At 68.5% G+C, this 12,431-nt stretch carries 10 protein-coding genes and 1 riboswitch; of the genes, 3 read left to right on the forward strand and 7 right to left on the reverse strand.

Going from position 1 to position 12,431, the window contains the following annotated elements; translation table 11 throughout:
* Nucleotides 1–194: 194 nt before the first annotated feature.
* The gene (gcvP, locus tag EGK76_RS03810; RefSeq protein ID WP_123831703.1) at nt 195–3,083 is read right to left on the reverse strand and encodes an aminomethyl-transferring glycine dehydrogenase; all 2,889 of its coding nucleotides are present in this window, start codon (nt 3,081–3,083) and stop codon (nt 195–197) included.
* A gap of 85 nt (nt 3,084–3,168) precedes the next feature.
* Nucleotides 3,169–3,275: riboswitch (glycine riboswitch) on the reverse strand.
* A 351-nt stretch (nt 3,276–3,626) separates the two neighbouring features.
* On the opposite strand from gcvP, the gene EGK76_RS03815 reads away from it, so the two are divergent.
* Nucleotides 3,627–4,862 (forward strand): multidrug effflux MFS transporter, encoded by a 1,236-nt coding sequence (locus EGK76_RS03815; RefSeq protein ID WP_123831704.1) that lies wholly within the window; start codon nt 3,627–3,629, stop codon nt 4,860–4,862.
* A 291-nt stretch (nt 4,863–5,153) separates the two neighbouring features.
* On the opposite strand, the gene EGK76_RS03820 is transcribed toward EGK76_RS03815, so the two are convergent.
* From EGK76_RS03820 to EGK76_RS03845, 6 genes are all read right to left on the reverse strand, one after another.
* Entirely contained in the window at nt 5,154–7,166 is a 2,013-nt protein-coding gene (locus tag EGK76_RS03820; RefSeq protein WP_123831705.1) for a M2 family metallopeptidase, read from the reverse strand.
* A 119-nt stretch (nt 7,167–7,285) separates the two neighbouring features.
* Nucleotides 7,286–7,765: a hypothetical protein gene (locus EGK76_RS03825; RefSeq protein ID WP_123832058.1), complete on the reverse strand. Its 480-nt coding sequence runs from the start codon at nt 7,763–7,765 to the stop codon at nt 7,286–7,288.
* Between the two features lie 26 nt (nt 7,766–7,791).
* Nucleotides 7,792–8,055: a cell division topological specificity factor MinE gene (gene minE / locus EGK76_RS03830; protein ID WP_096299029.1), complete on the reverse strand. Its 264-nt coding sequence runs from the start codon at nt 8,053–8,055 to the stop codon at nt 7,792–7,794.
* Between the two features lie 2 nt (nt 8,056–8,057).
* A complete protein-coding gene (gene minD / locus EGK76_RS03835) occupies nt 8,058–8,867 on the reverse strand; it encodes a septum site-determining protein MinD (protein ID WP_096299028.1) in 810 nt (269 codons plus the stop codon).
* Nucleotides 8,868–8,891: 24 nt separating this feature from the next.
* Nucleotides 8,892–9,671 carry a septum site-determining protein MinC gene (gene minC / locus EGK76_RS03840; protein WP_096299027.1) on the reverse strand — a complete coding sequence of 260 codons (780 nt, stop codon included), beginning with the start codon at nt 9,669–9,671 and terminating at the stop codon, nt 8,892–8,894.
* Nucleotides 9,671–10,264 (reverse strand): GNAT family N-acetyltransferase, encoded by a 594-nt coding sequence (locus EGK76_RS03845; RefSeq protein WP_123831706.1) that lies wholly within the window; start codon nt 10,262–10,264, stop codon nt 9,671–9,673. Before EGK76_RS03845 ends, minC begins: the two co-directional genes overlap by 1 nt.
* A 177-nt stretch (nt 10,265–10,441) precedes the next feature.
* On the opposite strand from EGK76_RS03845, the gene EGK76_RS03850 reads away from it, so the two are divergent.
* Together EGK76_RS03850 and EGK76_RS03855 are read left to right on the forward strand one after the other, a co-directional pair.
* Entirely contained in the window at nt 10,442–11,653 is a 1,212-nt protein-coding gene (locus EGK76_RS03850) for a sensor histidine kinase (RefSeq protein ID WP_096299024.1), read from the forward strand.
* Nucleotides 11,654–11,675: 22 nt separating this feature from the next.
* Nucleotides 11,676–12,317 carry a response regulator transcription factor gene (locus EGK76_RS03855; protein WP_096299023.1) on the forward strand — a complete coding sequence of 214 codons (642 nt, stop codon included), beginning with the start codon at nt 11,676–11,678 and terminating at the stop codon, nt 12,315–12,317.
* Nucleotides 12,318–12,431: the final 114 nt, after the last annotated feature.

Raw genomic sequence — 12,431 nt, forward strand, 5'->3', positions numbered from 1 at the left:
TGGAAGGAAGCGGCGTAAGGGGTCGCAGCGCAGGCGTGCTCATGCCGGACACCGGAGTGCGGCAGCGCCGCGGGGGCGGAGCCCGCCACGGCGTGGCATCCGGACGGCAGGCCAGTCGGCCAAACGACCCGGACGCGCCGGGCCAGTGGCCGGCAGGTGACGCGGCGCAGTCGCCGCGCCCCTGCCCGAAGCCGTCAGACGACGTCAGGCTCGCTGAAGGCCTCGGGTTCCTCTTCCGGCGAGCCCACCGGAATGCAGCTGCAGAACACGTTCTTGTCGCCGTGCACGTTGTCGACGCGCGCGACCGGCGGCCAGTACTTGGTGTGGCGCAGCGTCGCGAGCGGAAACGCGGCCAGTTCGCGCGGATAGCTGTGGGTCCACTCGCTAGCGGTGACCTGCATCGCGGTGTGGGGGGCGTGCTTGAGCGGGTTGTCCTCGCGGTCGAGACGACCCTCCTCGATGCTGCGGATCTCGCCGCGGATCTGGATCATCGCGTCGATGAAGCGGTCGAGTTCGTGCAGCGACTCGCTCTCGGTCGGCTCGACCATCAAGGTGCCCGAGACCGGGAAGCTCAGCGTCGGCGCGTGGAAGCCGAAGTCGATCAGGCGCTTGGCCACGTCCTCGGCGCTGATCCCGGTCGCGTCCTTGATCGGGCGCAGGTCGAGAATGCACTCGTGCGCGACCAGGCCATTGCGGCCGGTGTAGAGCGTGGGGAAGTGCGGCGCCAGGCGCTTGGCCACGTAATTGGCGTTGAGCAGCGCAACCTGGGTCGCGCGGCGCAGGCCGGCAGCGCCCATCATCGCGATGTACATCCAGCTGATCGGCAGGATCGACGCCGAACCGAAGGTCGCCGCCGAGACCATGCCGACCTCGCCGTCGCCGCCGAGCGCGCGCGGCAGGTAGGGCGCAAGGTGCGACTTGACCGCGCACGGGCCGACGCCCGGGCCGCCGCCGCCGTGCGGAATGCAGAAGGTCTTGTGCAGATTCAGATGGGAGACGTCAGAACCCCACTTGCCGGGCTTGGCCACGCCGACGAGGGCGTTCATGTTGGCGCCGTCGGTGTACACCTGGCCGCCGTGCTGGTGGACGATGTCGCAGATCGCGACCACATCCTCCTCGAACACGCCGTGCGTGGAGGGGTAGGTGATCATGATCGCGGCCAGGCGATCCGAATACTTCTCGGCCTTGGCGCGGATGTCGTCGATGTCGACGTTGCCGTCCTTGTCGCAGCGGGTGACCACCACGGTCATGCCGACCATCTGCGCCGATGCCGGATTGGTGCCGTGCGCCGACTCGGGAATCAGGCAGATGTCGCGATGGCCCTGGCCCTGCGCCTTCTGGTAGGCGCGGATCGCGAGCAGGCCGGCGAACTCGCCCTGCGCGCCTGAGTTCGGCTGGAAGCTCACCGCGTCGTAGCCGGTGATCTCGACCAGCATCGCCTCGAGTCCGTCGATCAGCTCGCTGTAGCCGACGGTCTGGTCGGCCGGCGCCAGCGGATGGATGTTGGCGAACTCCGGCCAGGTGACCGGGATCATCTCGGCGGTGGCGTTGAGCTTCATCGTGCACGAGCCCAGCGGGATCATCGTGCGGTCCATCGCCAGGTCGCGGTCGGCCAGCATGCGCATGTAGCGCAGCAGTTCGTGTTCGCTGTGGTGGGTATTGAACACCGGGTGGGTCAGGAACTGCGTGTCGCGTGCGAGTGCCTGCGGCAGCGCATCGGCGGTCTCGGCGTCCAGTGCCTCGATGTCGGCCTCCGCGCCGAACAGCTTGGCGAGCGCGACGACTTCATCGCGGGTCGTGGTCTCGTCGAGGCTGATGCCGACCGAGGACGCGTCGATCGCGCGCAGGTTGAAGCCGGCTGCGCACGCGCTGGCGTGAAGTGCATCGGCATCGACGCCGCTCACGTGCAGCGTATCGAAGAACGCATCGCCAACCGTCGCGCCGGCCTTGCCGAGTGCGGCAGCGAGGATCGAGGCGAAGCGGTGCGTACGGCGGGCGATGCGGGTCAGTCCATCCGGACCGTGGTAGACCGCGTACATCGAGGCCATCACGGCCAGCAGCACCTGCGCGGTACAGATGTTGGAGGTCGCCTTCTCGCGGCGGATGTGCTGCTCGCGGGTCTGCAGCGTCAGGCGGTAGGCCTGGTTGCCGTCCGCGTCGACCGACACGCCGATCAGGCGGCCCGGCATCGAGCGCTTGTAGGCATCGCGGCAGGCCATGAAGCCGGCATGCGGGCCGCCGAAGCCGAACGGCACGCCGAAGCGCTGGGTATTGCCGACGACGATGTCGGCGCCCCAGCGGCCCGGTGCCTGGATCAGGGTCAGGGCCAGCAGATCGGTCGCCACCGCAACGATGCCGCCGCGCGCATGCACGGCCTCGGCCACGGCCGAATGGTCGTCGATGCGGCCGAAGGTGTTGGGGTACTGCAGCAGCACGCCATAGCTCTCAGCGTCCCTGGCGTCGGCCGCCGGACCGACCAGCAGCTCGATGCCCAGGCCATCGGCCCGGGTGCGCAGCACGTCGAGCGTCTGCGGATGCAGGTCATCGGCGACGAAGAACACGTTGGACTTCGACTTCGCCGAACGCTTGGCCAGCGTCATCGCCTCGGCGGCTGCGGTCGCCTCGTCCAGCAGCGAGGCATTGGCGATGTCCATGCCGGTCAGGTCGGTGACCATGGTCTGGAAGTTGATCAGCGCTTCCATGCGGCCCTGCGAGATCTCCGCCTGATACGGCGTGTAGGCCGTGTACCAGGCCGGATTCTCGAGGATGTTGCGCAGGATGACGTTGGGCGTGTGGGTGCCGTAATAGCCCTGGCCGATGACGCTGCGCAGCACGGTGTTCCGCTTGGCCACGCCGCGGATCTTCGCCAGCGCATCGACTTCGGTCATCGCGTCGGGCAGGGCCAGCGGCGCACGCGAGGCGATCGTGGCAGGCACGATCGCGTCGGTCATCGCATCGAGCGATTCGTGGCCGACGACCTCGAGCATGTGGGCGATCTCGGCGTCGTTGGGGCCGATATGGCGCTCGACGAAGGCCGAGGAGTGTTCGAGGTCGCGCAGGGAGACGGCGGTCATGGCGGGCATCCGGAATGTGCGGGGCAATGGAGTGCCGGCGCACGCCCGTGTCGATCCACTCGGGTCGACGCTGGCGCAAGACCGCCGGTCTTCCGCGTGCCCCTCTGTCCTTTTGCCTGAGAGTTTGGAAGCGATGTGCTTCGTGCCCCTTCGGCGCCGGGTGTGCCCCTACGGGCCTCCGGTCTCTCCAGAGTGTTGCCGCTGCAGCGGTACTGGGCCTGAGCGATTCCGGGCGGTTGCGCCTACGGCAGGGACGCTCACGAGGAGCGCCCGCTTCTCCCACTGCATACACGGCGCATTATACCGGGCCCCTGCGCCCCCGCGCGTGCCCGTCGGCCGGCGGAACGCGTCGTTGCCGGGGCGTGCGCATGGACCCGCCTATGATGTCGCGCTTCCGTGCGGCGCCTGCGCCGCGAACGGTCCGTGAATACGGACGTCTGCCGGGGTCCCCATGTCCGAATCCTGTTGTACCGCCGCCGCCGTCGCGTCCTCCCCCTCCGCGGCAGCTGCCCCCGCAAGCGCATGGCGGGTGGCCGCGTGAGGCAGCCCCGCATGCCGTCGATCCGCACACTGGCTCTGCTGCTGGCAGGTCTGGCGATGTTCGGACCGTTCTCGATCGACACGATCTTTCCGGCGTTCCCGGCCATGGGCCGCGATCTCGACGCGGATCCTGCAGCCATGCAGCAGACGATCGCCGTCTACCTGATCGCCTATGCGCTGATGAGCATCGTCCATGGGCCGCTGTCGGATGCCATCGGCCGGCGCGCGGTGATTCTCGGCGGCCTGGTGGTGTTCGTGCTCGCCTCGGTGGGCTGCGCGCTGTCGACCGACCTGGTCACGTTGCTGGCATTCCGCGCGCTGCAGGGGCTATCGGCGGGTGTCGGTCTGATCGTCGGGCGCGCGGTGATCCGCGATGTGCTGCAGGGCGACGATGCGCAGCGGCTGATGAGCCAGGTCATGATGATCTTCAGCATCGCGCCCGCGATCGCGCCGATCATCGGCGGCTGGCTGCTGGGCTGGGGCCGCTGGCCGCTGATCTTCTGGTTCCTCGTGGCGTTCTCGCTGGTGCTGCTGGTCGTGGTCTGGCTCTGGTTGCCGGAAACCCACCCGCGCGAACACCGCATTTCGCTCGCGCCGCGGCGGCTGCTGCGCGACTACGTGGCGATCGTCACCAACGGCCGCTTCCAGCGCCTCGCCGCGGCCGGTGCATTCAATTTCTCGGCGCTGTTCCTGTACATCGCCTCGACACCGGTATTCGTCGTCGATGTGCTGGGGCTCAACGAACGCCAGTTCGGCTGGTTCTTCGTGCCGATGGTCAGCGGCATGATGCTCGGCTCATGGGTCTCGGGACGCGCGGCCGGACGCATCACCGGCACGCGGCTGGCGAACATCGGCTTCGCCTGCAGCGGCGTCGCGGTGGCATTGAATGTCGCCTACAACCTGCTGGTCGACCAGCCCGCCGTGCCGTGGGCGGTCATGCCCGCCCTGCTCAATGCCTTCGGCATCGCGCTGACCTTCCCGATCCTGACCCTGGCGATCCTGGACATGTATCCGCGCCAGCGCGGGTCGGCCTCGTCGCTGCAGGCCTTCACCGGCCTGGTGCTCAATGCCGTAGTCGCCGGTCTGCTGTCTCCGCTCGTCAGCCACCAGCCGCTGCTGCTCGCCGCGACCTCGGCCGCGTTCATGCTGGTTGGCTGGATGTTCTGGCGCTGGGAGCTTTCGCGCGGCACGCGCGCACCGGCCTGTCCGCGTGAACCGGCATCGCTCGAGCCCACCGACCAGATGTAGACAGTTCCGACCTGGGGCGCCGGTCATCCCGCGACACGTGGCCGCGGTCGGCGGGTGGTCTGATTGGTGGCGCGTCGCATTCGTACCGGGCAGGGCGGCACGGCTGATCCGCGCGCCGCGCATGGCTGGCCCGAGTGAGCAGCGCCGACTGCAGCGGAGCAGCCGTGCAGTGGCGTGGGCATGGTGCAGCTTCGGTCGATGCCGCGCCATCGAGGTGGCCGCGGCCTCCGCCCGGGAAGGCAAAAAAAAAGGGCCGGCTATGCGCCGGCCCCGAGTTCCTGTTCTCCGGCGTCAGCCGCGAGGCGGCGTCTCCGCAGCCGGCTGCGAGGCGGCAGGGGCTGCGGGCGACTGCGCAGCGGCAGGCGCGGTCCAGCCGCAGGTCCGGCCTTCGTTCTGCTGGGCGAGCCAGGCCTGCAGCGGCGCGAAGTATTCGAGCACGGGGGCGGCGTCCATCCGCTCCTCGCCGGTCAGTTCCTTGAGCGTCTGCTGCCACGGCTGGCTGTTGCCCTTCTGGAGCATCGCCCAGAACTTCTCGCCCGCCGCCTTGTTGCCGTAGAAGCTGCACTCGTACAGCGGCCCGGTGTGGCCGGCCGCATCGCACAGCGCCTTGTAGAACTGGAACTGCAGCACGTGCGACAGGAAGTAGCGCGTGTAGGGCGTGTTGCCCGGTACGTGGTACTTCGCGCCTGCGTCGAAGAACTCCTCGCCGCGCGGGCTCGGCGGGGCGGCGCCCTGGTACTGCGCCTTGAGCGACCACCACGCGGCGTTGTAGTTGTCGGGCGTGATCGAACCGTCGAACACGCCCCAGCGCCAGCGGTCGATCATCAGCCCGAACGGCAGGAACGATACCTTGGCCAGCGCCATGCGCATCTGCGAATTGACCAGCGATTCCTGGGTCTGCTGCTGTTCGCCGACCAGGCCGATCGTCTGCAGGTACTGCGGGGTCATCGCAAGCACCACGGTGTCGCCGATGGCCTCGTGGAAACCGTCGTGCGCGCCGCCCTGGAACAGCGGCGGCTGGCTGTTGTAGGCCAGGTCGTAATAGATGTGGCCCAGCTCGTGGTAGATCGTGGTGAAGTCTTCCTCGTTGGGCTTGGTGCACATCTTCGTGCGCACGTCGCCGGCCATGTTCATGTCCCAGGCGCTGGCGTGGCAGACGACATCCCGGTCGCGCGGCTTGATGAACTGGGTCTTGGTCCAGAAGCTCTCCGGCAGCTTCGGCATGCCGAGCGATACATAGAAGTCCTCGGCGCGCTGGTTCATGCGCTTTGCGTTCTCGAGCTTCGCCGCATGGGCGACATCGGCGCGACGATCCGAGTCGATCAGCGCGTTCTCCCTGACCATCCGTTCGTTGAGCAGGGTCTGGTAGTTCTTCTCCAGCGCACCGGTCACGTCGAGGCTGCCGGCAGCCGGGTAGGGCTGGAGGATGTCCCACAGGTTGCCCCAATCCTGCTGCCACATGTTGCCCATCAGGTGCGCCGGCAGCAGGCCGCCGTCGACCGTGCCGCGGCCGGGGTAGCGCGCGTCCAGGCGCGCGCGGGTGTAGCAGTGCAGCTGCTCGTAGAGTGGTTTGACCTGGCCCCAGAGGCGGTCGGTCTCCGCGGCGAGCTCGGCAGGCGGCATGTCGTAACCCGAGCGCCAGGCCTCGCCGGCATCGGCGAAACCGAGGTCGCGTGCGCCCTCGTTGACCAGTTCGACGAAGCGCGTGTAGTCGGCGCGCATCGGCTGGGCGATCGTATGCCAGCCCTGCCACGCATCGAGTTGGGCGTCGTAATCGCGGCTGCTGCGCAGTACGTCCTCGAGCTCGCCGAGCTGGCGGCAGCTGCGCGCCTCGCCCTCGCCGGTGCAGTACTGGCCCGCGCCGTAGGTGCCTTCCATCTTCGAGGCGATCTTCGTCAGCTCGGCGAGGTGTTCGGGATCGCGGGGCGGCGGCATCGCGGCGCCGAGCTTGAGCAGGTTGATCGCCCGAGCGGTTTCGGGCGTCATCTGTTGACCCTCGAACCGGCGCGCCTGCTCGATCCACTCATTGAGCTGGGCCAGGTAGCGCTCGTTGTACTTGGCCGCGAGCAGCTGGCTGTCGTCGTTGATGTAGGTCGCCGACAGCCACTGCGAGGCGGTCAGCTCCGGCATCAGGGCGCGCAGTTCCTCGTTGACCCGGGCGATGAACTGGTCGGCGGTTTCGTCGCCCGGCGTCGTGGTGTCCGTGGCCGTCGTGCCGGCATCGGGGGAGGCGGTGCGGTTGCAGCCGGCGAGCGTCAGGCTCGCGGCGACCGCCAGGGCGAGCAGGGCATGGCGATGGATCATCGGACGGCTTCCGGTCGACTGGGGTACCGGGAGGCTAGTGCGGCGCCGGAGGTGCCGCAAGTGACGGAAGGCGCCACTGTACGCAGGCGACGGCTGCGCGCCGCCGACCGGATGCGCGATCAGTCCGGCAACAGGCCGCGCGCCAGCAGCCAGGCACGTGCGTCTTCGGCGTCGCACTCGAACCACGCCCGCGCCGAGCCCAGGCGGAAGGTGTAGCCCCAGGCGTCCATGTCGGCCATCAGCCGCGCGCGTCCGACACCCGGCAGCGCGTCGGCGAGCACGATCTGCAGATAGCAGGTCGCATCTTCCTCCTCGACCGAATCGGTCGCGTCGGTATGCACCTCTGCGCGACGCTCGGCCGGCAACACGATCAGATGGCCCGCTTCGTGCAACAGCGAATGCACGGGCGTGTCGCCTCGGGCATGGACCTCGTGGCCGATGATCCCGGCCTCCGGCGCGCCCCAGTAGCTGCCGGGAATCGGAGCGCCGTCGGGCACGCGCCGCAGCGCAAGTCCGTAGCGCGCGAGCAGGGCCGTGGGCGCGTCGAAGCCGATGTCGGCCAGGCGCAGCACGGCTGCGCCCGCATCCGCGCCGTCGATGCCGTGAGCCGGATCCACGGTCCCGCTCAAGCGGGCGCCGTACGCTCTTCGGGCAGCGCGACCGAGATGTCGAGCACGTCGTGGTCGCCGTCCTTGACCAGATCCACCTTGACCGCGTCGACGTCGATACTGACGTACTTGCGGATCACCTCGAGCAGCTCGCGCTGCAGCAGCGGCAGATAGTCCGGCGCGCCGCGGCTGGTCCGCTCCTGCGCGACGATGATGCGCAAGCGGTCCTTGGCGATCGACGCGGTGTTCTTCTTCGGCCTGAGGAAATCGAACATACCCATGATCAGCCTCCAAACAGCTTGCTGAAGAAGCCCTTTTTCTCGGTGGTGGTGAAGCGCATCGGGCGCTCCTGGCCGAGCAGGCGCGCGACCGCGTCGTCGTAGGCCTGGCCTGCCGCGGATTCGCTCGCCAGGATCACCGGCTCGCCCTTGTTGGACGCATTGAGCACGTCGCCGGACTCCGGAATCACGCCGATCGTCTTCAGGCCCAGCACTTCCTCCACGTCGGTGATCGACAGCATCTCGCCGGTCTCCACGCGCGCCGGGCTGTAACGGGTCAGCAGCAGGTGTTCCTCCACGCGCTCGCCGTTCTCGGCGCGGCGGGTCTTGGACTGCAGCAGGCCGATGACGCGGTCGGAGTCGCGCACCGAGGACACTTCCGGATTGACCACGACGATGGCGCGGTCGGCAAAGTACATCGCCAGGAACGCGCCCTTTTCGATGCCGGCCGGCGAGTCGCAGATGATGAAATCGAAGCCTTCATCGGCGAGCTCCTTGAGCACGCGTTCGACGCCCTCCTTGGTCAGCGCGTCCTTGTCGCGGGTCTGCGACGCTGCCAGCACGTAGAGATTGTCGAAGCGCTTGTCCTTGATCAGCGCCTGCTTGAGCGATGCCTCGCCCTGCACGACGTTGACCAGGTCGTACACCACCCGGCGCTCGCAGCCCATGATCAGGTCGAGATTGCGAAGGCCCACGTCGAAGTCGACGACCGCCGTGCGCTTGCCCTGGCGGGCAAAGCCGATGGCGATGCTCGCGCTGCTGGTGGTCTTGCCGACGCCGCCCTTGCCCGAGGTGACCACGATGATTTCAGCCAAAACACATCTCCAGGTATGTCGCCGTCATTCGAGTGCGGCGATCTTCAATTCGTCATGCTCCAGCCAGACCTGGACGGCCTTGCCATGGAGTTCGCGGGGAATATCTTCCAGCACCTTGTAGTGTCCTGCCACAGCGACCAGCTCGGCATGGAAGCTGCGGCAGAAGATACGCGCCATCGCATTCCCCTGTGCACCCGCCAGGGCGCGGCCGCGCAAGGGGCCGTAGATGTGGATCGAGCCATCGGCGATGACTTCGGCGCCGGCGCCGACCGAGGACAGCACGGTGAGGTCGCGGTTCTGCGCATAGAGCTGCTGGCCCGAACGTACTGCCGAGGCCTGGATCAGGCCGGGCTCGGCCGAGGCTGCGGGTGACGGCGCAGGCCGGACGGGGGCCGGGGCGGATTCCGCGGCCGGCACGGCGCGCGGGGCCGGCTGCGCCGCTCCTTCGGCACTTTCGTACTGGGCGCGGAACTTCGACAGCACCGGCAGGTCGAGTGCTTCGGCGAGCGCGGCGTTGGCCGGGCTGCCCCAGGCCAGTGCGACCGGCAGCGCGCCTGCGCCGCGCAGCGCATCGATCAGCGCCCGCGCGGTGCGCGTGTCGGGCAGCTCGGCGAGGCCGCCGAAGTCCAGGATCACCGCGGCGCGGTCGAACAGCTTGGGCGCACGTGACACCCGGCTTTGCATCTCTTCGGCAAGGCGCGCGACGTCGAGCGTGCGCACGCGCAGGTTGGCGATGCCGACCTGGCCGATCTTCAGTTCGCCGGCCGGTTCGAAATCGACGGGCGGGGTGGGGCGGGACGCCATCAGGCTTCAGACTCCTCGGATTTGCGGACTGGCACGCGGGGTTTGCCCAGCCAGGGTTCGTCGGGCAGCTTGCCGCCATAGGTCTCGCGTACCCAGGCGTAGCTGCACAGGTCCTTGACCAGCATCGAGGCGCGGATCTCGGTGCCCGGCATCACGTGCTGGCCGACCTCGCGGAAGCCGAAGCTGCCGTGGAACAGCCGCACCGGATCGTTGTCGTGCTCGAGGAACACTTCGCAGGTCAGCAGTGGATAGCGGACTTCCGCGTAGCTCTGGACGTCGGCGTAGAACGCGCGACCGACACCGCCGCCGCGACGGCGGCTGGCGACGACGACGCGGTCGATGTAGAAGAAATCGGGGTGGTGCGATTCGAACCAGCGGAAGTTGCTGCTGTCGTGGTCGCTGCCGGCGCCGAACCCGATCAGGAACCCGACCATCGCGTCGTCGCGTTCGGCGACACGGAAGTACTCCGCAGTGTCGTGCAGGTGGCGGAGGCGCGCCCGGTCCAGAGGCAGGATCGAGGGGCCGGCGGCATTGTTGAGTTCGAGGATGGAATCCAGCTCGTGCTCGCGCACGTCGCGGACGACGATCGACATTCCAGACTCCAGGGACAACCGGGGGCGCGCGAGACGACCGGTCGCGGCGCTCCTGCCGCTGCGCGTCGCACAGGGCAGGATTATTGCATGTCAGGGTCCGGCGGGCGACCGGGGCGCGCCCCGCCGGCATGACTTCAGGCCCGTCCCCGGGCGGCGCCATGCGCCTAACATGCCGGCATGCTCCGTCATCTGAACCACAACCGCCTCCTTCGGATCGCCGGCCTGTTCACCTGGGCGGTGATCGGCGTGCCGCTGCTGATGCTGTCGCTGGCGCCGGCCGAGCGCCTGGGAGAGGGCGGCGCGCTGATCGCCATCGAGAGCTGGCCCACATGGGGGGCCTGGGCCGTGTTCGGCATGAGCTACGCCTGGCTCACGCGCGGCCTCGGCGAGCGCCGGATCCGCGCCTTCGACCACCTGCTGGTCCTGCTGCTGGCCGGCAGCGCGATCGGAATCAGCTACTACAGCCAGAGCGGGCTGGGCAGCATCCTGCTGATGGTGGTGGCCTGCGTGCTGCCATGGCTGCTGCCGCTTTGGGTGGGCGTGGCGCTGCTGGTGGCCTGCGAATTCGTGATCGTGCCGGTCTATGTGCGGGGTTTCGATTTCACCTGGGTCGAGGCCGTGCTGCAGGCGGCGCTGTATGTCGGCTTCACCGGCTTCGCCTTCGTCACCGGCTTCGTCGCGCGCCAGCAGGCCCAGGCGCGCGAGGAGCAGCGCCGCCTCAATGCCGAGCTGCGGGCGACGCGGGCGCTGCTGGCCGAGAGCGTCCGGGTCAACGAGCGCACCCGGATCTCGCGCGAGCTGCATGACCTGCTGGGCCATCACCTGACCGCGCTCAGCCTCAATCTCGAGATCGCCAGCCACCTGGCCAGCGGTCAGGCACAGGAGCATGTGAACCAGGCGCAGACGCTGGCCAAACTGCTGCTCAGCGACGTGCGCGAGGCGGTGAGCCAGCTGCGCGACGATGATGCGATCGACATGCGCGCGACGCTGCTGCCGCTGGCCGAGCATGTGCCCAGCCTGCAGGTGGACATGCAGCTGCCGGTGCAGTTCGTCGTCGACGATCCCGAGCGCGCCCACGTGCTGCTGCGCTGTACCCAGGAGATCATTACAAACGCGGTGCGCCATTCCGGCGCGAGCCTGCTGCGGCTGCGCTACAGCCAGGATGCCGATGCGGTCCGGCTCGACGCGCGCGACGACGGGCGCGGCGCCGAGGTCACGCGCGCCGGCAACGGTCTGACCGGCATGCGCGAGCGGCTGGCGGCCTATGGCGGCAGCCTGCAGGTCGAAACCGCGCCCGATCGCGGCTTCGTGCTGCGTCTGGAATTGCCGCTGGCGGATGCGACCGGGCTGCGCGATGCTGCGCGCCGGGGCAGGGGGCGTCCGGCATGAATCCGTACAAAGGGGAAACACCATGATTCGAGTCTGTCTGGTCGACGACCAGACCCTGGTCCGCCAGGGCATCCGTTCCCTGCTCGCGCTCGACGGGGGGATCGAAGTGGTCGCAGAGGCGTCCGATGGCAAGCAGGCCGTGGAGACCATTCCGCAGGCCAGGCCGGACGTGGTGCTGATGGATATGCGCATGCCGGTGATGTCCGGCCTGGAAGCGATCCAGTCGCTGTCCCGGGCCGGCACGTTGCCACCGACCATCATCCTGACCACCTTCGACGACGATCAGCTGGTGCTCGCAGGCCTGAAGGCCGGTGCCAAGGGCTTCCTGCTCAAGGATGTCTCGCTGGACCAGCTGGTGGGCGCGATCCGCACCGTCGCCGGTGGCGGATCGCTCGTGCAGCCGGCGGTGACCCAGCGCCTGCTCACCGGACTTGAGCAGATGCGGAACGAATTCGTCAGTCTCGATCGCCCGGATCCGTTGACCGATCGGGAGACCGAGATCCTGCGCCTGATGGCAGGCGGGTTTTCGAACAAGGAGATCGCCAACTCCCTGGGCGTCGCCGAAGGCACGATCAAGAATCACGTCTCGAACATTCTCTCCAAGCTCGGCGTGCGCGACCGGACCCGGGCTGTCCTGAAGGCCTTCGAGCTGCAGCTGGTCTGACCGGGCTGGGGGACGGCGGGGCCGCGCAGAGCCGGCGGTAGCTGCCGGCAGGCGGGCCTTCGTCTGCGGGGCCGCGACACTTCGCCCGCGTCTGGCGCGCCGCGACGAGGGCCT

It is taken from the genome of Luteimonas sp. 100069 (assembly GCF_003813845.1).
GTDB classification, from domain to species: domain Bacteria; phylum Pseudomonadota; class Gammaproteobacteria; order Xanthomonadales; family Xanthomonadaceae; genus Luteimonas; species Luteimonas chenhongjianii.

Bases quoted from the DNA above. Each gene is read 5' to 3' on its own strand.
- gcvP (WP_123831703.1), bottom strand. From the start codon at position 3,083: ATGCCCGCCATGACCGCCGTCTCCCTGCGCGACCTCGAACACTCCTCG.
- EGK76_RS03815 (WP_123831704.1), top strand. From the start codon at position 3,627: ATGCCGTCGATCCGCACACTGGCTCTGCTGCTGGCAGGTCTGGCGATG.
- EGK76_RS03820 (WP_123831705.1), bottom strand. From the start codon at position 7,166: ATGATCCATCGCCATGCCCTGCTCGCCCTGGCGGTCGCCGCGAGCCTG.
- minE (WP_096299029.1), bottom strand. From the start codon at position 8,055: ATGGGTATGTTCGATTTCCTCAGGCCGAAGAAGAACACCGCGTCGATC.
- minC (WP_096299027.1), bottom strand. From the start codon at position 9,671: ATGGCGTCCCGCCCCACCCCGCCCGTCGATTTCGAACCGGCCGGCGAA.
- EGK76_RS03845 (WP_123831706.1), bottom strand. From the start codon at position 10,264: ATGTCGATCGTCGTCCGCGACGTGCGCGAGCACGAGCTGGATTCCATC.
- EGK76_RS03850 (WP_096299024.1), top strand. From the start codon at position 10,442: ATGCTCCGTCATCTGAACCACAACCGCCTCCTTCGGATCGCCGGCCTG.
- EGK76_RS03855 (WP_096299023.1), top strand. From the start codon at position 11,676: ATGATTCGAGTCTGTCTGGTCGACGACCAGACCCTGGTCCGCCAGGGC.